This is a genomic window from Mycobacterium mantenii, from assembly GCF_010731775.1.
Classification (GTDB): Bacteria; Actinomycetota; Actinomycetes; order Mycobacteriales; family Mycobacteriaceae; genus Mycobacterium; species Mycobacterium mantenii.
Window position 1 is genome coordinate 598,718 of record NZ_AP022590.1, and the last position, 21,954, is coordinate 620,671.

29 protein-coding genes are annotated in these 21,954 nt (G+C 66.7%); 20 read left to right on the forward strand and 9 right to left on the reverse strand.

The genetic code is table 11. The annotated features are described in order from the left end of the window. Positions 1–111: 111 nt before the first annotated feature. The 4 genes from fmt to ribD all read left to right on the forward strand — a co-directional run bounded on the left by fmt (position 112) and on the right by ribD (position 4,290). A complete protein-coding gene (gene fmt, locus G6N50_RS03100) occupies positions 112–1,059 on the forward strand; it encodes a methionyl-tRNA formyltransferase (RefSeq protein WP_083094801.1) in 948 nt (315 codons plus the stop codon). Between the two features lie 110 nt (positions 1,060–1,169). Next, positions 1,170–2,519 carry an RsmB/NOP family class I SAM-dependent RNA methyltransferase gene (locus G6N50_RS03105; RefSeq protein WP_142275525.1) on the forward strand — a complete coding sequence of 450 codons (1,350 nt, stop codon included), beginning with the start codon at positions 1,170–1,172 and terminating at the stop codon, positions 2,517–2,519. 50 nt (positions 2,520–2,569) lie between these two features. Further along, positions 2,570–3,268: a ribulose-phosphate 3-epimerase gene (rpe, locus tag G6N50_RS03110; protein ID WP_083094799.1), complete on the forward strand. Its 699-nt coding sequence runs from the start codon at positions 2,570–2,572 to the stop codon at positions 3,266–3,268. Further along, the gene (gene ribD, locus G6N50_RS03115; protein ID WP_083094798.1) at positions 3,265–4,290 is read left to right on the forward strand and encodes a bifunctional diaminohydroxyphosphoribosylaminopyrimidine deaminase/5-amino-6-(5-phosphoribosylamino)uracil reductase RibD; all 1,026 of its coding nucleotides are present in this window, start codon (positions 3,265–3,267) and stop codon (positions 4,288–4,290) included. The genes rpe and ribD overlap by 4 nt, the downstream gene beginning before the upstream one ends. Here the strand turns inward: ribD and G6N50_RS03120 are convergent. Both G6N50_RS03120 and G6N50_RS03125 read right to left on the reverse strand, forming a co-directional pair. Then, positions 4,287–5,867, reverse strand: coding sequence for an MFS transporter (locus G6N50_RS03120; RefSeq protein ID WP_083094797.1), 1,581 nt, complete (start codon positions 5,865–5,867; stop codon positions 4,287–4,289). The two genes, ribD and G6N50_RS03120, sit on opposite strands and share 4 nt — an antisense overlap. Beyond that, entirely contained in the window at positions 5,864–6,571 is a 708-nt protein-coding gene (locus tag G6N50_RS03125) for an LppX_LprAFG lipoprotein (protein WP_083094796.1), read from the reverse strand. Before G6N50_RS03125 ends, G6N50_RS03120 begins: the two co-directional genes overlap by 4 nt. 118 nt (positions 6,572–6,689) lie before the next feature. On the opposite strand from G6N50_RS03125, the gene G6N50_RS03130 reads away from it, so the two are divergent. The 5 genes from G6N50_RS03130 to G6N50_RS03150 all read left to right on the forward strand — a co-directional run bounded on the left by G6N50_RS03130 (position 6,690) and on the right by G6N50_RS03150 (position 9,890). After that, positions 6,690–7,298: a riboflavin synthase gene (locus tag G6N50_RS03130; protein WP_083094795.1), complete on the forward strand. Its 609-nt coding sequence runs from the start codon at positions 6,690–6,692 to the stop codon at positions 7,296–7,298. Positions 7,299–7,355: 57 nt separating this feature from the next. After that, entirely contained in the window at positions 7,356–8,264 is a 909-nt protein-coding gene (locus tag G6N50_RS03135) for a tyrosine-type recombinase/integrase (RefSeq protein ID WP_083094794.1), read from the forward strand. A gap of 140 nt (positions 8,265–8,404) precedes the next feature. Further along, positions 8,405–8,695, forward strand: coding sequence for a hypothetical protein (locus tag G6N50_RS03140; protein ID WP_083094793.1), 291 nt, complete (start codon positions 8,405–8,407; stop codon positions 8,693–8,695). A 102-nt stretch (positions 8,696–8,797) separates the two neighbouring features. Then, the gene (locus G6N50_RS03145; RefSeq protein WP_142275519.1) at positions 8,798–9,193 is read left to right on the forward strand and encodes a hypothetical protein; all 396 of its coding nucleotides are present in this window, start codon (positions 8,798–8,800) and stop codon (positions 9,191–9,193) included. Positions 9,194–9,584: 391 nt separating this feature from the next. Then, positions 9,585–9,890 (forward strand): hypothetical protein, encoded by a 306-nt coding sequence (locus G6N50_RS03150; protein ID WP_083094791.1) that lies wholly within the window; start codon positions 9,585–9,587, stop codon positions 9,888–9,890. A 25-nt stretch (positions 9,891–9,915) separates the two neighbouring features. Here G6N50_RS03150 and G6N50_RS03155 read toward each other — a convergent pair whose 3' ends face one another. Continuing rightward, positions 9,916–10,119, reverse strand: a complete 204-nt coding sequence (locus tag G6N50_RS03155) for a hypothetical protein (RefSeq protein ID WP_142275518.1) — start codon at positions 10,117–10,119, stop codon at positions 9,916–9,918. Positions 10,120–10,364: 245 nt separating this feature from the next. Here G6N50_RS03155 and G6N50_RS03160 point away from each other — a divergent pair, with 245 nt between their 5' ends. From G6N50_RS03160 to G6N50_RS03190, 7 genes are all read left to right on the forward strand, one after another. Beyond that, positions 10,365–11,696 carry a phage major capsid protein gene (locus G6N50_RS03160; protein ID WP_142275517.1) on the forward strand — a complete coding sequence of 444 codons (1,332 nt, stop codon included), beginning with the start codon at positions 10,365–10,367 and terminating at the stop codon, positions 11,694–11,696. After that, the gene (locus G6N50_RS03165) at positions 11,693–11,914 is read left to right on the forward strand and encodes a hypothetical protein (RefSeq protein WP_083094788.1); all 222 of its coding nucleotides are present in this window, start codon (positions 11,693–11,695) and stop codon (positions 11,912–11,914) included. The genes G6N50_RS03160 and G6N50_RS03165 overlap by 4 nt, the downstream gene beginning before the upstream one ends. Then, the gene (locus G6N50_RS03170) at positions 11,911–12,753 is read left to right on the forward strand and encodes a hypothetical protein (protein ID WP_083094787.1); all 843 of its coding nucleotides are present in this window, start codon (positions 11,911–11,913) and stop codon (positions 12,751–12,753) included. Before G6N50_RS03165 ends, G6N50_RS03170 begins: the two co-directional genes overlap by 4 nt. Positions 12,754–12,853: 100 nt before the next feature. Continuing rightward, on the forward strand, positions 12,854–13,138 hold the full coding sequence (locus G6N50_RS03175) for a hypothetical protein (RefSeq protein ID WP_083094786.1): 285 nt from the start codon (positions 12,854–12,856) through the stop codon (positions 13,136–13,138). Continuing rightward, a complete protein-coding gene (locus G6N50_RS03180) occupies positions 13,131–13,268 on the forward strand; it encodes a hypothetical protein (RefSeq protein ID WP_158086059.1) in 138 nt (45 codons plus the stop codon). The genes G6N50_RS03175 and G6N50_RS03180 overlap by 8 nt, the downstream gene beginning before the upstream one ends. A gap of 398 nt (positions 13,269–13,666) precedes the next feature. Next, entirely contained in the window at positions 13,667–14,527 is an 861-nt protein-coding gene (locus tag G6N50_RS03185) for a hypothetical protein (RefSeq protein WP_142275516.1), read from the forward strand. Between the two features lie 372 nt (positions 14,528–14,899). After that, a complete protein-coding gene (locus G6N50_RS03190) occupies positions 14,900–15,268 on the forward strand; it encodes a helix-turn-helix domain-containing protein (protein WP_083094784.1) in 369 nt (122 codons plus the stop codon). A gap of 5 nt (positions 15,269–15,273) precedes the next feature. Here the strand turns inward: G6N50_RS03190 and G6N50_RS03195 are convergent, their stop codons facing one another. The 4 genes from G6N50_RS03195 to G6N50_RS03210 form a co-directional block, all read right to left on the reverse strand. Beyond that, entirely contained in the window at positions 15,274–15,708 is a 435-nt protein-coding gene (locus G6N50_RS03195) for a hypothetical protein (protein WP_142275515.1), read from the reverse strand. Positions 15,709–15,847: 139 nt separating this feature from the next. After that, positions 15,848–16,060 carry a hypothetical protein gene (locus tag G6N50_RS03200; RefSeq protein WP_083094782.1) on the reverse strand — a complete coding sequence of 71 codons (213 nt, stop codon included), beginning with the start codon at positions 16,058–16,060 and terminating at the stop codon, positions 15,848–15,850. 26 nt (positions 16,061–16,086) lie between these two features. Further along, the gene (locus G6N50_RS03205; RefSeq protein ID WP_142275514.1) at positions 16,087–16,449 is read right to left on the reverse strand and encodes a hypothetical protein; all 363 of its coding nucleotides are present in this window, start codon (positions 16,447–16,449) and stop codon (positions 16,087–16,089) included. Between the two features lie 12 nt (positions 16,450–16,461). Further along, positions 16,462–16,743, reverse strand: coding sequence for a hypothetical protein (locus tag G6N50_RS03210; RefSeq protein ID WP_142275513.1), 282 nt, complete (start codon positions 16,741–16,743; stop codon positions 16,462–16,464). 262 nt (positions 16,744–17,005) lie between these two features. On the opposite strand from G6N50_RS03210, the gene G6N50_RS03215 reads away from it, so the two are divergent. The 4 genes from G6N50_RS03215 to G6N50_RS03230 are packed head-to-tail and all read left to right on the forward strand — an operon-like array spanning position 17,006 to position 19,978. Next, a complete protein-coding gene (locus G6N50_RS03215; RefSeq protein ID WP_083094779.1) occupies positions 17,006–18,283 on the forward strand; it encodes a bifunctional 3,4-dihydroxy-2-butanone-4-phosphate synthase/GTP cyclohydrolase II in 1,278 nt (425 codons plus the stop codon). A 49-nt stretch (positions 18,284–18,332) separates the two neighbouring features. Further along, complete coding sequence (ribH, locus tag G6N50_RS03220; protein WP_083094778.1) at positions 18,333–18,815, forward strand: 6,7-dimethyl-8-ribityllumazine synthase; 483 nt, start codon at positions 18,333–18,335, stop codon at positions 18,813–18,815. Next, positions 18,812–19,282, forward strand: a complete 471-nt coding sequence (locus G6N50_RS03225) for a PH domain-containing protein (RefSeq protein WP_067837433.1) — start codon at positions 18,812–18,814, stop codon at positions 19,280–19,282. Before ribH ends, G6N50_RS03225 begins: the two co-directional genes overlap by 4 nt. Before the next feature lie 18 nt (positions 19,283–19,300). Continuing rightward, entirely contained in the window at positions 19,301–19,978 is a 678-nt protein-coding gene (locus tag G6N50_RS03230; protein WP_083094777.1) for a hypothetical protein, read from the forward strand. A gap of 61 nt (positions 19,979–20,039) precedes the next feature. On the opposite strand, the gene G6N50_RS03235 is transcribed toward G6N50_RS03230, so the two are convergent. Both G6N50_RS03235 and G6N50_RS03240 read right to left on the reverse strand, forming a co-directional pair. Continuing rightward, complete coding sequence (locus G6N50_RS03235) at positions 20,040–20,378, reverse strand: hemophore-related protein (RefSeq protein ID WP_083094776.1); 339 nt, start codon at positions 20,376–20,378, stop codon at positions 20,040–20,042. A gap of 133 nt (positions 20,379–20,511) precedes the next feature. Next, positions 20,512–21,945 (reverse strand): PPE family protein, encoded by a 1,434-nt coding sequence (locus G6N50_RS03240; RefSeq protein WP_163650805.1) that lies wholly within the window; start codon positions 21,943–21,945, stop codon positions 20,512–20,514. Positions 21,946–21,954: the final 9 nt, after the last annotated feature.

Below are 21,954 nucleotides of genomic sequence, written 5' to 3' on the forward strand. Positions count from 1 at the left end.
CCGCTAAAAAGTTACTCCCAGAAATAGTAACCATAAGCAACAGTGTACGCACGCACATTACGGCGACTCGGGCGGGTCGGGCCTGCGTCCGCCGCTTTCTAGACTGGGCCGGTGCGCCTTGTCTTCGCCGGAACCCCCGAACCTGCGCTGCCCGCACTGCGCCGCCTCATCGACTCACCGCGTCACGAGGTGATCGCCGTGCTGACCCGGCCCGACGCGGCCGTCGGACGCCGCGGCAAGCCGGAGCCGTCGCCGGTGGCCCGCGAGGCGCTCGACCGCGGCATCCCGGTGTTGCGGCCGGCGCGGCCGAACTCGGACGAATTCGTCGCGGAGCTGTCGGCGTTGGCGCCGGACTGCTGCGCGGTCGTGGCCTACGGCGCGCTGTTGCGCGACGGCCTGCTGGGCGTGCCCCCGCACGGGTGGATCAACCTGCACTTCTCGCTGCTGCCCGCCTGGCGCGGCGCCGCCCCGGTGCAGGCGGCCATCGCGGCGGGCGACAGCATCACCGGCGCCTCGACATTCCGGATCGAGCCGAGCCTGGACTCGGGCCCGATCTACGGAGTGGTGACCGAGACGATCCGGCCGACCGATACCGCCGGGGAATTACTTGAGCGACTTGCTGTTTCGGGTGCGGCGCTGTTGTCGACCACGCTGGACGGCATCGCCGACGCGACGCTGACGCCGGTGCCGCAACCCGCCGACGGGGTCAGCGTCGCGCCCAAGATCACCGTGGAGCAGGCCCGGGTGCGCTGGGACCTGCCGGCGCCGGTGGTGGATCGCCGCATTCGCGCGGTCACGCCCAACCCCGGCGCCTGGACCTTGATCGGCGACCTGCGCATCAAACTGGGGCCGGTGCAGGCCGTCGAGACCTCCGCACTGCCTGGACCGCCAGAACCGTTGTCGCCCGGCACTATTCACATCGACCGCAAAAGCGTCTGGGTCGGTACGGGTTCCGATCCGGTGCGGCTGGGCCAAATCCAGCCGCCCGGAAAGAAATTCATGAACGCCGTCGACTGGGCGCGCGGCGCCCGGCTTGACCCCGCGGTGCGGGCGACGTGAGCACCGGCCGCGACAGGCCGCAGCGCGGCCGGCCGGAGCGCAAGCCGCCGCGCCCGCAGCAGCGCGACCGCAGGCCGCCACAACGGGACCGCCGGCCGCCGCGCCGGCCGCTGGACCCGGCCCGCGCCGCCGCATTCGACGTACTTCGGGCGGTCAGCGAGCGCGACGCCTATGCGAACCTGGCGTTGCCCGCCCTGCTGCGCGAGCGCGGAATCACCGGTCGCGACGCGGCATTCGCCACCGAGTTGACCTACGGCACCTGCCGCACCCGGGGCCTGCTCGACGCCGTCATCGGCGCGGCCGCGGGGCGCTCGCCGCAAGCCATCGACCCGGTGTTGCTCGACCTGCTGCGCCTCGGCGCGTATCAGCTGTTGCGCACCCGGGTCGACGCGCACGCCGCGGTGTCCACCACCGTCGAGCAGGCCGGTATCGAATTCGACTCGGCGCGAGCGGGTTTCGTCAACGGCGTGCTGCGCACCATCTCCGGGCGCGACGAGCAGTCCTGGGTGCGGGAGTTGGCCCCGAACCCGGCGCAGGATCCGATCGGGCACGCCGCGTTCGCGCATGCACACCCCCGGTGGATCGCCCAGGCGTTCGCCGATGCGTTGGGCGCCGCCGCGACCGAGCTCGACGCGGTACTGGCCAGCGACGACGAACGACCTCAGGTGCATCTGGCCGCCCGCCCCGGCGCGCTGACCGCCGCCGAACTGGCCGAGGCGGTGGGCGGCACGGTCGGCCGGTATTCGCCGTACGCGGTGTACCTGGCGGGCGGCGATCCCGGGCGGCTGGCGCCGGTGCGCGACGGCGTCGCGCTGGTCCAGGACGAGGGCAGCCAGCTGGTGGCCCGGGCGCTGACGCTGGCGCCGGTCGACGGCGACGGCGGGCGGTGGCTGGACCTGTGTGCCGGCCCGGGCGGGAAGACGGCGCTGCTGGCAGCCCTGGGAGCGCAGCAGCACTCGAAGTCCGGATTCCGGCTCACCGCGGTGGAGCCGGCGCCGCGCCGCGCCGATCTGGTGGCCGAGAACACTCGCGGCCTGCCGGTCGACGTGCTGCGGGTCGACGGGCGGCACACCGAGCTGGAGCCCACCTTCGACCGGGTGCTCGTCGACGCGCCCTGCACCGGGCTGGGGGCGCTGCGCCGTCGGCCGGAGGCCCGATGGCGGCGTCAACCCGCCGACGTGCCCACGCTCACCAAGCTGCAACGTGAGTTGCTGGGCGCCGCGATCGCATTGACCCGGCCGGGCGGCGTGGTGCTCTACGCCACCTGTTCGCCGCACCTGGCCGAGACCGTCGGCGTCGTCGCCGACGCGCTGCGCCGCCACCCGGTGAGCGCGCTGGACACCCGGCCGCTGTTCGAGCCCGCCGCCGACCTGGGGGACGGGCCGTACGTCCAGCTTTGGCCGCACCGGCACGGCACCGACGCGATGTTCGCGGCCGCGCTGCGCCGCGAGGCGGAATAGCGGGCGCGCCGGAGGTGAAGCGGGCGGCGCGGCTCAGTAGTCTGGCGCTCATGCCTCGCAATACGGAACCGTTGAAGGGGCCTCTGATCGCGCCGTCGATCCTTTCCGCCGACTTCTCCCGGCTCGCCGACGAAGCCGCCGCCGTGACCGGCGCCGACTGGCTGCACGTCGATGTGATGGACAACCACTTCGTGCCGAATCTGACCTTAGGGCTGCCCGTGGTGGAGAGCCTGCTGGCCGCCACCACCATCCCGATGGACTGCCATCTGATGATCGAGGACCCCGACCGCTGGGCGCCTCCCTACGCCGAAGCGGGGGCGTACAACGTCACCTTCCACGCAGAGGCCACCCAGAATCCGACCGGCGTGGCCCGCGACATCCGCGCCGCCGGCGCGAAAGCGGGCCTCAGCGTGAAGCCGGGGACCCCGCTGGAGCCCTACCTGGAAATCCTGCCGCAGTTCGACACCCTGCTCATCATGTCGGTGGAGCCCGGCTTCGGTGGCCAGAGCTTCATCCCCGAGGTCCTCAGCAAGGTGCGCACCGCGCGCAAGCTCATCGAGGCGGGGGAGTTGACGATCCTCGTCGAAATCGACGGCGGCATCAACGCGGACACCATCGAGCAGGCCGCCGAGGCCGGCGTCGATTGCTTCGTCGCCGGGTCGGCCGTGTACGGCGCCGACAACCCGGAGACCGCGATAGAAGCGCTGCGCCGACAGGCCGTCGGCGCATCCCTGCACCTGCGGCGATGACGGTTCCGCCGGGCGAGCGCCTCGACTCCGCGATGCGCTTGGCGATCGACCAGTCCAACCAGGTCAAGGGGACCACTTATCCGAATCCGCCGGTGGGGGCGGTCATCCTGGATGCCCGCGGCGAGGTGGTCGGCGTCGGCGCCACCGAACCCGCCGGCGGCGATCACGCCGAGATCCTGGCCCTGCGGCGGGCCGGCGATTTGGCGGCCGGTGGCACCGCCGTGGTCACGCTCGAGCCGTGCAATCACTACGGCAAAACCCCGCCGTGTGTGAACGCCCTGCTGGACGCGAAGGTCGGCACCGTGGTGTACGCCGTCGCCGACCCCAACCCGGAGGCCGCCGGCGGGGCGGCCCGGCTCGAGCAAGAGGGCGTCGCGGTGCGCTCGGGTGTGCTGGCCGACGAGGTGACCGGTGGCCCGCTGCGGGAGTGGCTGCACAAGCAACGGACCGGGCTGCCACATCTGACGTGGAAATACGCCAGCAGCGTCGACGGCCGCAGCGCGGCCGCAGACGGCTCCAGCCGATGGATTTCCAGCGAGGCCTCGAGGCTGGATCTGCATCGCCGCCGCGCGGCCGCCGAAGTGATCGTGGTGGGAACCGGCACCGTGCTGGCCGACGATCCGGCGCTGACCGCGCGACTGCCCGACGGCTCGCTGGCCGACCGGCAACCGCTGCGGGTGGTCGTCGGGATGCGTGAAATACCTTCAGAGGCAAAGGTGCTCAACGACGATTCGCGGACCATGCTGATCCGCACGCACGACCCCATGGAGGTGCTCAGGGCCGTGTCGGATCGCACCGACGTGCTGCTGGAGGGGGGACCGACGCTGGCGGGGGCCTTCCTGCGCGCCGGGGTGGTCAACCGGATTCTGGCCTACGTCGCGCCTACCCTGCTGGGCGGCCCCGTCACCGCGGTCGACGACGTGGGGGTGTCGACGATCGCGCGGGCGCTGCGCTGGCAGTTCGACGGAATCGACCGGGTCGGACCCGACCTGGTGCTCAGCCTGGTGCCGCGCAGCGGCTAGCGCTCACCCAACGAAACCGCTTGCGGCTCAGCGACTTCCGGCTCCTCGGCGTGCTCTTTGCGGCCGCCGATCAACAGACCCAGCAGCGCTCCGAGAACGCAGATGCCGACGGTGGCCTCGAAGATGTCGCCGTACATCATGGCGAAGGCCTTGAGGTACATCGTGCCCTGGGCGGCGATGCGCTCCAACAGGGTGGCGTTGGCCGGGATCGCGGCCGTCAGGCCCGCCACGATCTGGTTGAACCGATACAGGCCCCACGCGCTGAGGGCGGCCACACCGATCAGCATGCCCGTCATCCGGGCCACCACCACGGCCGCCGAGGCGATGCCGTGTTGGGCGGACGGCACCACACGCAGCGCGGCGGAAGTCAGCGGCCCGATCACCAGGCCCAGGCCCACACCGGCCACCAACAGGTCGGCGTGCAGCACGGGCACGCTGAACACCCCTAAGATGTCGTGCTTCTGGCTCATCACGTCTTGGCGCCAGTAGTGGATCAGCCAGTACCCGTACGCCGCGATGAGCAGCCCGACGAAGGTCATCACCCGGTCACCGACCCGGGTGGCGATCCAGCCGCCGAGCACCGCCCCGATCGGCAACGCGATCAAGAACCACAGCAACAGCCCGGCGGCCTGCGTCTGGGACTGTCCGAGCACGCCCTGGCCGAACAGCTCGACGTCGACCAACGTCACCATCAGCGCGGCACCCGCGAACAGCGAGGCGCCCAGCGCGGCGAGGAACGGGCGGAAGTGCACGCCCGCCGGTTCGATCAGCCGGGTGCGCGCGAAGCGCTCCCAGAGCAGGAACATCACCGCGACCACGACCGCGCCGATGACCAGCGGCAACCCGTAGCTGGGCAGGATCTGCTTGCCGTCGGGTTCCGGGTTGTAGAGGCCGATGACGGCCAGGCCCAGGGCGACCGCCAGCAGCACACCGCCGACCAGGTCGACCTTCTCGGGCTCCTCCACCCGCTCGTGCGAGGGCAGGCTGAACTGGATCATCACCATGGCGATCAGGGTCAGCGGGACGTTGATCCAGAACACGTAGCGCCAGTCATGGAACAAGAAGACGATGAAGATTCCGTACAGCGGGCCCAGCACGCTACCGAGCTCCTGGGCGGCCCCGATGCCGCCGAGCACGCCGGCGCGGTTGCGCTGCGACCACAGATCGGCACCGAGGGCGAGGGTGACCGGCAACAGCGCGCCGCTGGCCACGCCCTGGATGGTGCGGCCGCCGATCAGCATGTGGAAATCGCCCCAGTGGCCGGCCAGCGCGGTGACCACCGAGCCGACGATGAACAGCGCCAGGCTGACCTGCAGCACCAGCTTGCGGCCGAACCGGTCGGAGGCGCGGCCCAGCAACGGCATCGCGGCGATGTAGCCCAGCAGGTACATCGTGATGATCCAGGTGATGCGCTGCAGCTGGTTAATCGGGATGTGAACGTCGGTCATGATGTCGCGCATGATCGTCACGACGACATAGGCGTCCAGGGCGCCCAGCAAGACCGCCAGGCTGCCCGCGCTGATCGCTACGCGGCGTCCGGCCTGGTGCCCGGCCTGGGCTGCGGTGTCCGCGGTCACTGGCTCACCGGGGGCTTGGTTACCTGAACCTGCTCGCCCCAGTTGGACAGGGTGATCTGGGCGGAGTTGCCCGAGCTCTTCTGCAGGTTGGCCTGGACCAGCTTGTGGTCACCGGTCTCCTGGACCCACACCGTGCTGGGCACCGGCTGCGTCGCGTTGAACTGCGGCACGATCTTGTTCACCGCGTCCGCCGACACGTTTCCGCTGATGCGGATGGTGCTCTGCCCGTTGATGGTGTCGCGGCCCTCGGCCTTGGCATTGCTGAAGTTCGCCAGCGCGTTGGCCAGCCCGCTGTCGGGGTTCAGCAGCACCGAGACGTCGTAGACGTCGGAGGCCTTGCCGAAGTCACTCCACTTGTTCGGGGTGAGGGTGGCGTACAGGGTCCCGTCGAGCACCACGAACTGGGCGTCGATGTCGGACCCGCCCAGGGTGATCAAGGCGTTGCCCGATGCGGCGGTGGCCGGCGCCGTGGTGAGGTCACCCGTCAGCGTCTTGATGGGCAGCCCGGGGATCTTGCCCTGAATGCTCAGCGCGATGTGCGCGCTCTTCACATTCTTGGTGGCGTCGGCCGACTGCTTGACCAAGGTCGTGCCGTCGGGAAGCGGCGCGCTGCTCTGCTTCGAGCCCGACGAACAGCCGGCGATCAAGGCGGTGGCGAGGGTCAGGGATGCGATGACGGCCGATAGACGGCGGCGGGTCTGCATACACTGCATCGTAGAGGGTGCCGGTGACTGCCCTGGTGAACGTGGGGTGCCAGTGTCGACGAGGTGCGGGCGTTTGCCCTGCTCATCAGCCTGAGCGAGGGCCAATTAGCCTGGGGGGATGTTTACCGGAATTGTCGAGGAACTCGGCGAGGTGACGGCTCGCGACGTCCTTTCCGACGCGGCGCGGCTGACCATCCGCGGCGCCGTCGTGACGGCCGATGCGGGCCACGGCGATTCCATCGCCGTCAACGGCGTGTGCCTGACCGTCGCCGAACTGTTGCCCGGCGGTCAATTCACCGCCGACGTGATGGCCGAGTCGCTTAACCGGTCCAACTTGGGCGAATTGCAGGTCGGCAGCCGGGTCAACCTGGAGCGTGCCGCGGCCGTCAACAGCCGGCTGGGCGGGCACATCGTGCAGGGGCACGTCGACGGGACGGGGCACATCGTGGCCCGGACGCCGTCGGAACACTGGGAAGTGGTGCGGATCGAACTGCCCGCCGCGGTGGCCCGCTACGTCGTGGAGAAGGGATCGATCACCGTCGACGGCATTTCGCTGACCGTGTCCGCGCTGGGCAGCGACCCGGGGGACTGGTTCGAAGTTTCGTTGATTCCCACCACCCGGGAGTTGACCACCCTGGGCCGCGCTCCGGTCGGGACGCAGGTGAACCTCGAAGTCGACGTGATCGCGAAATATGTTGAGCGGCTGATGTCACATAACGGCAGGTGACAGGCCTAAAGTTCGAAATAACCCACCCTACAGTGGGCAGCGGTTAACATATCGGCCATGGAGCCGAGCACGTCTAACCTTTTTTCGCTGTTGCCGTCGTGGAAGCTGGCGATGCAGGCCGCGCATAAATCGCCGGCCACCATCGACTCGTACATGCGCGGTGTTCGGCTGTTCAGAGAGTGGTGCGAGAACAACGGGCACACGCCGGAACTGGACAAGACGTTGCTGTCGATGTGGGTTGCCGAGCTGCTGGCCAACGGCGCGGAGCCCAACACGGCCCGCGTCCGCCTGCAGGCAGTGCGGCAGTTCTCCGCGTGGCTGGCTGACCCTGAGCAGGGAGCCGAGCTCGACAGCGACCCGCTGCTGGGGATCAGACCGCCCAAGCTGGACACCAAAGTGATCGACGGGTTGACCGCCGACGAGATCCGGCTGCTGCTCAAGGCGTGCGGCGGCAAGGATTTTCTGGGGCGCCGCGACGAGGCGGTGGTGCGGCTGCTGGCCGAGACCGGGCTGCGGGCCGGTGAATGTCTTGGCCTGACGACGGCCGACGTGAACCTAGAGCGCGGTCTGGTCACGGTGCACCGCGGTAAGGGTGGTAAAGGCCGTGTCGTGACGATAGGGCCGCAGACGGCCGCCGCGCTCGACCGATACCTGCGTGCCCGCCGCACCCATCGGCTGGCGCACACCGCGCCGCTGTTCCTCGGCGGCGGCGATCAGGGCCTCGGCTACCACGGGTTACGGGTGGCGCTGCTGGCGCGGGCAAAGCAGGCCGGCATCGAAGGATTTCATTTGCACCGGATGCGGCACTCGTGGGCGTCGCGGTGGTTGGAGTCCGGCGGTTCTGAAGGCGGTTTAATGAGCGCGGCGGGCTGGTCCACCCGCGAAATGGTGGACCGCTATGCCCGCCACACCGCGGCGGAACGGGCACAGGCCGAGGCCCGCAAACTGCAGCTCGGCGACTTATAGGCCACCCGACTGGCCTTTAATCGGTTGCGACACACCCGGATTCGATTCCGACACCGAAGGATTTCCGCTGTAGTGTTGACCGCGATTGGAGCGCGCCGCCCACGCCGACCTGGGCGCTGCACAGGGAGAGCAGCTCCATCGTGTCCTACTACAGTCCAGAAACCCGTGCCCGGCTGGTCGAATACGGCAGCATCGGCGGGCACACCTCTTGGGCCAACACTGTTGACCGGCAGGCGCGTCTAGCCAAGGCCCACGCCAACTCACCGTCCGAGGTGGCGTGGCACGCCAAAAAGTTAGGACTCGACCCCGACAACCTGACGACGACGGAACGCAAACGCGCCGAGAACGCGCGCCTCGCCTACTACAAACGGTTGTCGATCAAGGCGCGGGAGGCCAAGCAGCGCAAGGCAATGGGTGGTCAACCGAAATGACGATGCCGGCCGCTAGGGGCCGGCATCGCGACGAACTCGACACTCGTAACGATACCGCTGCCCCGCAAGGTTTTCCACTACTGCACTGCGGAGGTGGTGGTCATGTTCTGGCTCGTCGGTGATGAGGAGCACAACGACCCGCGCTTCGGCACCGCCAGCCTCGGTTTGTATGTGCGGGCCGGGTCGTGGTGTATTGCGCAGGTACACAATCAGCCTGAGGCGAAGATACCACCGGAGTGGGAAGTCCCCGAGTGGGTCGTGAGGGGCTGGGGTTCCATCCGCGAAGCCAACAAGTTGGTGGAGCAAGGCATCTGGGAAGCCGGCCACCACTGCTGGTACTTCGTGTGGATCAGACGGAACAACACAGCCGATCACATGCGCTACCAACGTAAACGCGAACGCGAAAAGTGGGAACGCAAACAGGCGAAGCGCCGAAACTCCCCAGGGGAGTCGGCCGAAACTCCCCAGGAGAGTTATACGGGGGAGTCGGGCGCGTGAAACCCGAGGCTTGTTTTACAAGGTCTGCCCAACTCCCAGGGGAGTTTCGAGGATAACCACTGGTCAGAATTTCCTTGACCGAACAACGTGGCGCCTACTCCCCAGGGGAGGTACTAGTACGTCACCTAACCGCCCTGCCGCACACCTCACCGTTGCCTTAAAAACCACACTGACATTTCCTTTTTCGGAGCGCGTTCGCGCAGCGAAGGCGCGTGAAGGTTTAAACGCGCGCCCGCGGTGGCGAGGCAGCCACCACAACCAACCAACTCAAACCGAAGCCTGCCGCGGAAGCCTCGCTTCGCTCATTTCCTTGCCACGTAAACCACGCTGGAACGCACTCCTTGGTGCCAACAGTGGTCCAGCGGTCGGGTACGTCACTAAGGCGTGTGCGATGACCGACAAGCAACGGCCGACGCTGCCGCGAGAACCGGCCTGGGCGCTGCTGCTATGGCCTCCTCGCGGCAGGACGCGCGTGTCGTGGCATCACTCCCGCGCCGAAGCCGAAGCGCATGTGTATGCAGGCGCGGTGCCGTGGGATCACGACGACAAGGCGACGGTGTTCGCGATCATCGACGCTCACGCTGCCACCACCCGCAGAGATATTCCTTCGCGCCGGCCGCCTGAGGGTCGGCGCCTGGAAACCCTCAGCGACGAACAAGTTCTCGCGCTGCGACACCAACAAATCACCAAGGAGTAGACATGCCTATCGACCCTCAGATAGTTCAGATCGCTGACGACAGCGCGACCGCGGCGCAGTCCGTGGCTGCGATGGCGGGCGGCGACTTCTGGGAGGTGGAGAACGTGTTGAACCAGATCAACGCCCTGGGCCAGGCCAAACACTTGTTCGTGGCGATGGCCGGCCAGTACATCTCGTTCGCGACCGAGGCCTGCCAGCGTGCCGGGTGGATCACACGGAGTTCTTGCATCAGGCGTGCGTTGAGCAGATGCAGCAAGCGGCCGAATTCCGCGACGCGCCCTAATCCCTTCGCAGCCAACGGTAACGGGAATGTTTGTGGCACCGTTACGGACGCGGGACGGCCGAAGAATGTTGGCTCATTAGCCCTTCAACGCCGTCTTGAGAGCAGCACAGGCCCCCAGGGTAAGCACTGCCGACCAACCCGACCCCGGTCGAGTGTCCCAGTGCTGTGTTCTCTCCCAAGGGGTTACCTCCGTGTCTTCCATCTCAACCGTCCTCGCTGACGAAGTCGCGATGCTCAAAGAACGCCGCAGCGAAGTCGTCCGCATGTTGGCCACCCGTCTGGAGGAGGCGCGCAGCGTCGGCCGCCAGAACATCAACCAGGCCGAAGCGGCGATGCTGCGCGAGAAGAAGAAACTCGACGCCCGCATCAAGCGCGCTGAGTCGGAACTGAAGCGATCCGACACCAGCTCCCTCAACCCGATCCGCGAGAAGGTCTCGCAGCGCAACGGCACCGCGTCGACGCGCAGCGTCGACGCTTCCGCGCAACCCGGCCTGCCGCGTGGCGCCCGGCCGATCAACACGGCAGGACGCCTCGCGCCGTTGGGGTTCTCCGACCAGCAATTGCAGAGGATGCAGGCGGCTGCCCAGCGCGGCGAGAACTGCCGCATCGAGACCGAGAAACGCGACTTCAGCACCGCGGATCCGCTGCTGCCAGCGACCCGGTTCCCGTACCCGGTCGAACAAATCCACGAGGCCCGGCTGCTGGACCGGCTGCCCGGCTACGCGATCGAGACCCCGGCCGTCACGTTCATTCGGCATATATCGACGACCGGCAGCCCCGCCGCGGTCGCTGAGGGCGCGCTGAAGCCCGAACTGACGTTCAACACCGACGCTTTGACCGCGACCGCAGTGAAACTCGCTGCGAACAACGGGCTTTCGTGGGAGATCATCAACGACTGGCCGGCGTTCCAGTCCTACGCGAACGTCGAGCTTTACCGGCAGATCGTCGATTTGGAGAACTCGCTGCTGATCAGCGGAAACTCCGGTATCGCGGTCTACAGCGGCGCGTACCAGTACGAGTCTCAGACGGGCATGCAGGGCTTCTTGGACACCCCCGGCATCCTGAAGTACGACGCCTCGGTCGATACGGGCGGTTCGGGATCGACCCTGCTGTCTGCGCTGGACTCGTTCGAGAAAGCCATTGCGACGCTGCGTGTGGGACCGGCCCTGGCCACTCCCGATTTGATCGTTCTGCACCCGACAACCTGGTCAGCGATCCGCCGCATCAAGGACGCCTACGGCCACTTCATGGTCCAGCCCGACCCGACAGCCGGTCAGGCTAACCAACTCTGGGGGATCGACGTTTTGACGACGACGGCAGCACCCGAAGGTGAGGCCGTCCTGATCGACACCAGCAAGTTCGGTTATGTCGCGATCAGGGAGCCGCTTTCAATGCGGATCGGTTACGCCACAGACGATTTCACGCGCAACATCTTGCGGACCGTCGCCGAGGAGCGCCTGGTTTTGTGTGTGACCCGCCCGCCTGCCGTGCTGCAGGTCTACAACCTGGCGACGACCCCATGAGCGGCACCTTCCAAGTGGTGGTTCGGGTGCTGCCCGCCGCCCTGAACGGGTCGCTGAAGTGGTCGCTGTGCCACAAAGGCCGGGTGTACGGGCCGGGCGAACTGGTCGAGCTTCCCGCCGAGCACGCCGCCCAGTTGCACGACTGGGGCAGCGTCCTGCAGGTAGGCCCCGAAGTCACCAAGCAGTACCACAAGGACCACCCGCAGGGGGCGCTGTGAACGTTGACGATGCCTACCGTTGGCTGCGGTCGTCCACCCGGCTAGACGGGTTAGATGACCCCGACAGCGACGATGATGACCTCCTCGACGACCTGTTCGACGGCGACCTCGACGACGACGATGATGACCTGGACGACGACCCGGCCGACGCCCCCGACGACGACGACTTCGACATTCCGCGGGATGACCTGCCCGACTCCGACGATGTTCCTGACGACGGGGACGACGACGACGAGGATGACGACTCCGACGACGACGATGACGAGGGCTGGGCGGACCGGTTAGACGGATCGGAGTTCGAGACCCGCGGCGGAGTCGTGTTGCGGGCCCCGGGGGCCCGCAACACGACGTTGGTGGCGTTCTGCGTCGTCGATGCTGACCTGCTGTCGGATGCGGCCGGCGCGGCGGCGTACCTGCAGCAGGTGTGCGGCGACGGCCTGCCCTACCCGACTGCGGTGATCGCGGCGGACGGCGGCTCCAACGCGGGCCGGTTCATCGCGGCGACGCTGGGGCTGCGGCTGCAGACGCTGACCGATCTGCGACCGTTCAACCCCGACATCGAGTCCAGCGACCAGTTCGACGACCGTTGCCGGTCAGCGCTGGAAACAGTGCAGGCGTCGGTTGACGGGGTGCCTGTCATTGTCGGCAGCGCCGGGCTGACGGCATACATGGCGAACGTCGATGTCACCGACCCCCGCGACGACGGCGCGTTCTCCTTGCTGGACAGTGGCGGGGTTTTGGCGGTCACCACACAAGGGTTGGCGCTGCTGCACCGACCGAACGCCGCCTACTGCACCGACTGCGCTGGCGTCGATCTGCCGTGCCCGCACCACACCTAGACCACGGTCCTGATGCCCCTATCGCGGGACCGTTCGGGGCCGGGCAGGTCGGCACAACCGGCCCGGCCCCACACCCGCTAACAGAGAAAGCGAGAACACCGTGCCCTCCGCAGACCGATACCCCGAACTGGCCAACATCGAGTTCCTCGACGACCTACCACCCGATGCGCGAACACTCGGCACCCGAAATCCCCTGCTGGCGGCGTTCGCTGACCGGCTGCGTGATCACCCGCAGAAATGGGCGCGGTGGCCGGTAGACGACAAGAAGAAGATCTACGGCATCGCCAGCAGCGCCAACCGTGGCCGAGGATGCTTCGGTCCTCAGGGCGCTTTTGAGGCCGCTACGAGGTCGGGGCGACTGTACGTCCGCTACGTCGGTGACTGAGCACCGCGGCGGCTACCTGACGTGGCTGCGGGACCGTCGCTGCCTGCGATGCGGCACCCAACTGCAGCACGTGATCAGCCGACGACGCCTGATGTGCGGTCGCTGCTGGGCGCTGGTGGTCTCGCAGTGAGCGGGTTCGTCTTGCCGCGTCACGGCCGGTTCGCGGCGATGCGGAACACCTGCCAGGTGTGCGGCACCTACCTCCTTGAGCCGTTGTCCCGCGACCGGAACTGTTATTCAGACATCAAGCACGGGGAGGTGGTCAGGTGAGCCGTTCCCTTTCCGGTTTCGACCGCCGCCCTGCGCACCCCCCGGCCGGTGGGCGAAGTATCCCGCGACCACCGACCGCACCAAACGGCCCGGCAGGAATACCGCAGACTGATCCGCCGAGGATGCCGATAATCTGCCCGGTGGATGCCTGCCGGAAGCCGAGGTGGCTTACGCGGGGACTGCCACCGGAAACCGACGGTGAACTCATTTTTGGGCCGCGCGTCCGATAATCTGCGGGGCAGGGAGGAGCGAACACGTATGCCCGATATTCCTGATAATGCAGCGACTGCGCTCGAGCGCGTCTTCTGGCGGGTACGTCAGAGCGGTCGCAACACGGTCAAGGAAGTTTGGACTTATGTCCTAAACGCACAGGCCCATACGCCCGAGTTTGCGATCCGACATGCTGAAGTTGTTCACCTCGTGCGACGACTGCAGCTTTATCTCCTGGCGCTGCCTGACGACGACCAGACGCGTACGCGGTACGAGGGCGACATCGTGCTCTGGTACAGCGTGGTGGTCCACACGGGTAACTGGGAAGCCAACAGCAATGCCAACGCCACCATGATCTCTGAGGACAAGATCAATCTTCTCGGCTCTCTCGGCCAGATCCTGAGTTATCAAAGCTCATTGAAGCCGGCCCCCAATGTCGAAATGCTGAAGGCATCGCTTGCGGAGTGGGCCACACTACTCGAAGAGGCAGAGCTACCACCCGACCTGGCCGCGAAGATCCGCGCGGAGATCGAACAGATCGAATTCCTACTCTCTGAAGCTGAGACGTATGGTCTAGAGCCTCTTGCTGAGCACGGCCGATCACTGTTTGGTTTGGGGCTGTCAGTTATCAAGGTGACCGGCACGGTTGGCACCGTCGTCAGCGCGATGTCCAATCTGTTTCAGTTCATCACCCAGGTGAGTGTCAACGATTACGGTGGAGCGGTGAATGCCCTCGCCGGTGTGTTTTCGTCGGTGAACGATGTATTCACGCTTGCGAGCGAGGAAGCGCAGCAAAAGGCGATCGCAGCCAAGAAGCAGAAGGAATTGCTTGCAAAGCCAGATGAAGAACCGTCCGAGGTCATCGACGGCGAGGTGGTCGATGACAGTTCCACCAAGCCCCACATCTGATGAGGGAGCGTAGGGGCTGACATCCTCTCTAAAATCATTGCAACACAACCACTCTCACGCTTAGTAGACGACGACGTCCACAAAGTCTTACAGATCATAGGTGGCGCGGCGGCGAAGCCGGTCATCGCGCTCCCTGCTACAGAAGCATCGAAATCCGTGCTAATCCCTCATCACCCAGCAAATACCCATCACTTCCGTGAAAATTAGTGCTGATCAGCGATAGTTTCGGCGAATGATTCCCGTGGCGGGACAGCGCCGGTTTTGTCCCAAAAGGTGTCCCAGCGGTCGTCCCAACGGGCGTTGTCGGCGCCCTGGACGACGTGGGGTGTTTTGCTGGCCAGCAAATGGCCTGGTCGGCTTTACCGTCAGGTCATGGCCAAGGAAGACCCGACAGTGCGGAAGCGTCTGAGCGCGGACGCGGCGCTGAAGCGCAATCAGCAGATCATCACCTTGTTTCTGGCGAAGGAGTCGGTGCGGGACATCGCGGTGGCCACCGGGGCGTCGAGGATGAGCGTGCACCGGGTCATCAAGGCGTATCAGGCTGCGTTGGATCGGCCGGCCGCCGACGATCCTGACTTCGACGAGGACGAGGACGCCGAGTTGGGGGCGCTGGCCGCGAAGCTAACCCCGCAGTTGAGTTGCGAGGACGTGCAGACCGGTGAGCAGTGGGACGCATTGAACGATTTGGAGAAATTCAGATGGGCGCATCTGCCAGCCGACCACCCTGCCCGCGCGGTTTGACGTTGTTAGTCGTCGACCGGAGGCAGTAGTTTCGCCCAGTCCTTCAGCACTTTGGCCATCTCGTGGGACGTGATTACTAGGGCGATTTCTTTTTCGGGTTCGCCGCGGCGTCGCACACGCATGTGGATGTGGTGGCCGTTCTCGTCGTTGTGGCTAAATTCTCGGCCGGCGCCGTAGCCCTTGATGGAGTCGATCCCGACGAGGATGTACTCGTTGAGGTTGCGGAGGCTGTCGCCTACGTAGATTTTGTCTTCGTCCCGCTCCAACAACCATTCGGCGCCGGGCTTCTCTAGTTCTTCCTTGTGCAGGTTGCAGACCAAAATCTCGCCCGGCAGGCTGGCCCATTCTCGGTTCGGGGTGAGATTGTGGATGGTCAGTGCTGATGATTCGCATCCGGCGACCATGCATTGAGCTGCCATTTCATCCTCCTGTGTCGTCAATCCTTGGCGAGAGTAGCCGTTCAAGGGGGACGTGTCGGGGCATACGTGCCCGCGAGTTCGAGGAGAACATCCAGTTCCACTACTAGGTGAACATTTAGTTCTAACAACGCGGTTGAGGGGGGCATACGCCCGACGTTCGTTACCAGTCCGGCTGAACCCATAGTTTGGCGTCGGGTTCCCGGTCGTCGGGGTCACGATCAGCCCAGCACGATTCGCACCAGTAGCCGTCACCGCCCTCAATGGGAACGACCATCCAGCTACCGGGGTCGTCCATGGTGTTCCTGCCGCACAGCCCCAGGCAGTAAGCGCGCAACGACACCCGCTCTGGGGTGGTGCGGCCGTCGTCGCTCATACACACAGCCTATGCTGAGACCCGGTCTAGGTCTCTGAGTCGTCGTCCCAGTCGATCGCTTCTAGCCGGCGCCGCGTTTGATCGGCTCGTGCAGCGGCCAGACCTTCGGCGCTGGTGTCCTGCGCTAGGTATTTTTCAGCCTGCGCCTCCGCGTCAGCCAGCAGCGCCTTCCACCGTTGCCGATGCTGCGCAAGGGTGAACCATTCCTCACGCGCTTTCCGGATCACCACCGTGTCGGGGCCGTTCTCTTCGGTCGGCAGTAACTGCGAAAGAAACATCGGCACGGTCTGACGTTCGTGTGGCGTCAGGGGACGGGTGAACTGCATGACGAAGCTCAGCCCAGACCGGTCTCTCGGATCTTGGGTGACCTTCTGAATTTTCAGTGTCATACGAGAAGGTCGCTACTTGTCGTCGGCCTTCGCCCGCGCATGCTGCACGATCTTGCGGGCGAGTCCGTCTGAACACTCGAATGCGCCCGCATCTGAGAACTGCTTCTTGACCACCTGCATGGCTTCCTCCTCGCTCCCACCGGTCGGGACCTGAAGGTCGGTCGGCATGTTTTCGTGGACATAATCCAGCACGAGTTTCTCCAAATCCATGCCGTCCAGCGTAGGGGCTGCTGTGGCGTTGAGCACAAACCGCCGCTCAAACATATCGGAGCCTATACCGGGCGTGCTGGTCAATGGGTTTTCCCAGCAACCCTAAAGCGGCAGTTGACCCATGATCGCGAAATATGTTGAACGATTGATGGTCCGTTAGCCCGCGTCAGGCATCTGGGCATCGTGGGCCCGCTCGGCGGTACTGCGCCGTCCGAGGCCGTCCCGGCGATCAAGCCGCGGCAATAACCGCTGCGGCCCCGTGGTTCATACTGAATGCAACACGTGGGCTTCTCGTGTGAGCCGTTTCGACAGTGTTCCTGCCGGACAGCGGGAAGGGCGAGGAAAGATGACGAGGTTGGACTCCGTCGAGAGGGCGGTTGCCGACATTGCGGCCGGCAAGGCCGTCATCGTCATCGACGACGAGGACCGCGAGAACGAGGGCGATCTGATCTTCGCCGCCGAGAAGGCGACGCCGGAGATGGTGGCGTTCATGGTGCGCTACACCTCCGGATACCTGTGCGTGCCGCTGGACGGCGAGATCTGCGACCGGCTGGGCTTGCTGCCGATGTACGCGGTGAACCAGGACAAACACGGCACCGCCTACACCGTGACGGTCGACGCAAGACGGGGTGTGGGTACCGGGATTTCGGCCTCGGACCGAGCGACCACCATGCGCTTGCTGGCCGATCCCACCAGCGTCGCCGATGATTTCACCCGGCCCGGTCACGTGGTTCCGTTGCGCGCCAAGGACGGTGGCGTGTTGCGCCGTCCCGGTCACACCGAGGCCGCGGTCGACCTGGCCCGGCTGGCCGGGCTGCAGCCCGCGGGCGCCATCTGCGAGATCGTCAGCCAAAAAGACGAAGGCTCGATGGCGCAGACCGACGAATTGCGGGTCTTCGCCGACGAACACGACCTCGCCATGATCACCATCGCCGACCTGATCGAGTGGCGACGCAAACACGAGAAGCACATCGCCCGCATCGCCGAAGCCCGGATACCGACTCGGCACGGGGAGTTTCGTGCCATCGGCTACTCCAGCATCTACGAAGAAGTCGAACACGTCGCGCTGGTGCGCGGCGACATCTCCGGCCCGAACGCCGACGGTGACGACGTGCTGGTGCGCGTGCACTCCGAATGCTTGACCGGTGACGTGTTCGGCTCCCGCCGCTGCGATTGCGGGCCCCAGCTGGACGCCGCGATGGCGATGGTCGCCCGCGAGGGACGCGGGATCGTGCTGTACATGCGCGGCCACGAGGGGCGCGGCATCGGGCTGATGCACAAGCTGCAGGCCTACCAGCTGCAGGACGCCGGTGAGGACACCGTCGACGCTAACCTGAAGCTCGGGTTGCCCGCCGATGCAAGGGATTACGGGATCGGCGCGCAGATCCTGGTGGACCTCGGGGTGCGCTCGATGCGGCTGCTGACCAACAACCCGGCCAAGCGGGTCGGGCTGGACGGGTACGGCCTGCATATCATCGAGCGGGTGCCGCTTCCGGTGCGCGCCAACGCGGAGAACATCCGTTACCTGATGACCAAGCGGGACAAGATGGGCCACGACCTGGCCGGGCTCGACGACTTTCACGAATCCGTCCATCTGCCAGGTGAATTCGGCGGTGCTTTGTGAGCCACGTCCGTGCCGATGCAGAGTGGAGCGATGTTGCGGAGGGGCGCAAATGAGCCCTGCCGACGGTGTGCCGGAGGTTCCGCCACTCGATGCGTCCGGCCTGCGCCTGGCCCTGGTTGCCAGTACCTGGCACAGCGAAATCTGCGACGCCCTGCTGGCGGGTGCCCGCAAGGTGGCCTCGGAATCGGGTATCGACGACCCCACGGTGGTCCGGGTGATCGGCGCGATCGAGATCCCGGTCATCGCTCAGGAACTCGCCCGCAACCACGATGCCGTGGTCGCTCTGGGCGTCGTAATTCGCGGACAGACACCGCATTTCGAATACGTGTGTGATGCGGTGACTCAGGGCCTGACCCGGGTGTCCTTGGACACTTCCACACCGGTGGCCAACGGCGTGCTGACCACCGACACCGAGCAGCAGGCCCTGGACCGGGCCGGCCTTCCAGGATCGGCCGAGGACAAAGGGGCCCAAGCGACTCTGGCGGCCCTCACCACCGCGCTGACCCTGCGTGAGTTGCGCGCCCGGTCGTGACTTCGCCTCCGGACCGCGAGATTTGGGATGCGGTGGTGCGTCCCCATCGCACACCGCTGTTCGCCTATGGGGCGGCGTTCGTCATTGCCGCGGCACACATCGCGGTGGGCCTTCTGCTCAAGGCGGGGTCCACCGGGGTCGTCTTTCAGACCTCCGACCAGGTGGCCATCGCGATGCTGGGTTTGGTCATCGCCGGCGTCGTGCTATTGTTCGCGCGGCCGCGGCTGCGAGTGGGGCCGGCCGGAGTTTCGGTGAGAAACCTGTTGGGCGACAAGCTGATCGAATGGCCGGACGTGGTCGGCGTTTCGTTTCCGGTGGGGCACCGCTGGGCGCGGATCGACCTGCCCGATGACGAGTACATCCCGGTGATGGCCATCCAGGCCGTCGACAAGGCACGCGCGGTCGAGGCCATGGACACAGTGCGGTCGCTGCTGGCGCGCTATCGGCCGGACCTGAAAACGCACTGAGCGCTGTACCATCAGCCGATGGCACTTCAGGCACGGGTGGCCGCAGTCGCCGTCGTCGCCATGCTGGCACTCGGTGGGTGCAGCGCAGTGGTGGGGGGACGGGCGGTCCGGGCGTCCGGTCAGTCGGGGGGCGCGACGTCGACAACGGTGAAACCCCCGCAAGCCCGCGCGCAGGACCTACTGCTGCAAAGCGGCGATGACACCCCGTTCGGCGCGGCGAGCGCGATGCCGGTGGGCGATACCTACTTCACCAGCGCCCGGCCACCGGACTGCTCGGCGGCGCTGCTTTTCAAGGGCTCTCCGCTGCGACCCGCCGGCTCCTCCGACCACGCCGAATCGGCCTACCAATTCAACGGTCCGGCGTTGTACGCCGAGTCGGTCGACATCTACGACAATGCGCTGGACCCCCATCACGAGGTCGTCAGTGGTTTCATCGCCGTCGCCCAGTGCCGCCACGACGCCGTCGGCATGGCCCCGGTCGGGGAGGCGCCGCCAATGCGGCTGGCCGGCTTCGCCACGCCGTCGGAAGGCGTCCTGGTATGGACGATGAACCAGCCGGGGTGGACCTGCGATTACGGGTTGGCCGTACTGCCGCACGTGGCTCTGCTGCTGTCGGCCTGTAACAACGCCCCCGGATTCCCGATGGCGGACTGGGCGGCGAAACGGCGAACACAGGTCGACGGGCGCACCGCTTAGTTGCGGTGGCCCGTCGCCTGGTGGTCTAACGGTTGTGTCGAAAAGCCCGAGTCGGAGGCACTCAGTAGCGAGTGCAGTCCGTCATCATTTGCTGGAAAATCGGCAGCGCCTGCTGGGCCCCCTGGTTGTGCTCGATCGCGTGCAGCAGGTTCACCCGCTGGTCCGGCGATGACGCCAGGTACTGCTGCAGGAACTGCTGGTTCGGCGGCGACTGGTCCAGGTACTGAGCGGCCATCGGGTTTTCCGCGTGCACGGCCCGCATCGCCTGGTCGTAGTTGCAGGTCGTGTTGATCATCGGACCGTAATCGGGGCTGGCCGATGCGACCCCGACCCCAGCGGTCGACGCCAATGCCAGGCCGCCGACGGTGACAGCCAGTTTGGCCAACGAGCGCTTCATCATTTACGGACTCCCTCCATTGCTCTGCCCCCACCTTACGTTGAGCTAGGGGCTTGGTAGCCGGAATCGACGTCGTCCAAACCGCCGCCACCGCCCGCGGCGCCCGTCACGGGCCCTCTACCTGCCCCGTTGCTACTTATTCGGTTTCGGGGCCCCAGGCGCTCGGCAGCAGCGGCAGACCCGGATTGTCGTCCAGCGAACCGCCGGCAAGTGTGGTCAAGCCCACAGGAGCGGTGTCGGGCCGGTGGGCGGTGCCGACGAAACCCATGCGCCCGGCGCCCCGATCCGACGCCGACGCGGCGGGGGATTCGGCGCCCGACGCATCGTCGAGATATTCGTAGCGGCGTCCGGGGTCGATCAGGCCCGGCCGGGGCCGTCGGCCGCGCCGGGCCTGTTCCCCCCGAACCGGGGCGGCGGAGGCGTCGACGGTGTCGCGCCCGGGCGACGTCTGGTCGGCCCGGGAGCCGACGCTCATGCCGGTGCCTGCCCCGAGGCCGGGGGGGCCGACGACGTAGGGGTAGCTGAACCCCGGAACGCCGGCGGCGGGCGGCGCTGGAGCCGCGGCGGACGCCGATGCGGCGACGGGGGCGGGCGCGGGCGCCGCGGTGGTGGCCGGGGTCGGGATGGGTGTGCCGAGGCCGGGGGCCATCGCGACGGGCGCCCCCTGATGGGATGGCGCCGGCGCGGCCGCCGCGCCGGGCAGGGCGGGGGCGGGTTGCGGGGCGGCGCCGAGCCCGGCCAGGCCCGCCAGACCCGCTGCACCTGCGACGGGGATGAAGGGCGCGATCAGGCCGAACGACAGCTGCGTCAATTGCGGTACTTGCGGGGTGAAATAGAGGAGCGACTCGCCCGCCCAGTGCGGAACCTCGGAGGCCAGTAGCGGGTCGCCCATCAGGTCGGAGAGGGTTGCGGACGGGTTCGATGGCGACTGGCTCAGATCCCCGCTGATCGCCCTGGCCACCTCCTGCACCCGAGTCACCCACCAGCTCAATTTCGTTGGCCCGCCGCCGGCATCCTGGTTCGGGATGTCGGTCTTCTGGATCGCCGGCGGGGGCGCGGTGGGCGGCGCCCACGTCATCGCGGTCTCGGACACGGCTTCGTACATCGCCATCGTGGTGGCCGCCTGCAGCCACATCTGCAGATACTCGATCTCGTTCTGCGCGATCGGGATCGTGTTGACACCAAAGAAATTCGTCGCGACCAATTGCGCGAAAACGGCGTGGTTGGTCGCCAGCTCCTCAAGGGTCGGCATGGCCGACAGCGCCGCGGTGTAGGCCGCTGCCACGGTCTCGGACTCGAGGGCCGCCGCGGTGCTGTTGGCGCTGTTCTGCAAGAGCCAGGCCAGATACGGGACGTGCGCGGCGACGAACGCCTCCGCGCTGGGGCCCTGCCAGGTTCCGGCCTGCACGGCCGCCAAAAGATCGCCGAGTTCCTGGGCGGCCGAATCGTATTCGGCACTCAGCGCCTGCCACGCTTGCTCGGCCGCCAGCAAGGACCCGGGTCCCGGCCCGCTGGAGAGCGCCGCCGAATGCACCTCAGGTGGGAAAGCGGCCCAGATCGGCATGGTCATCGCTGGTCA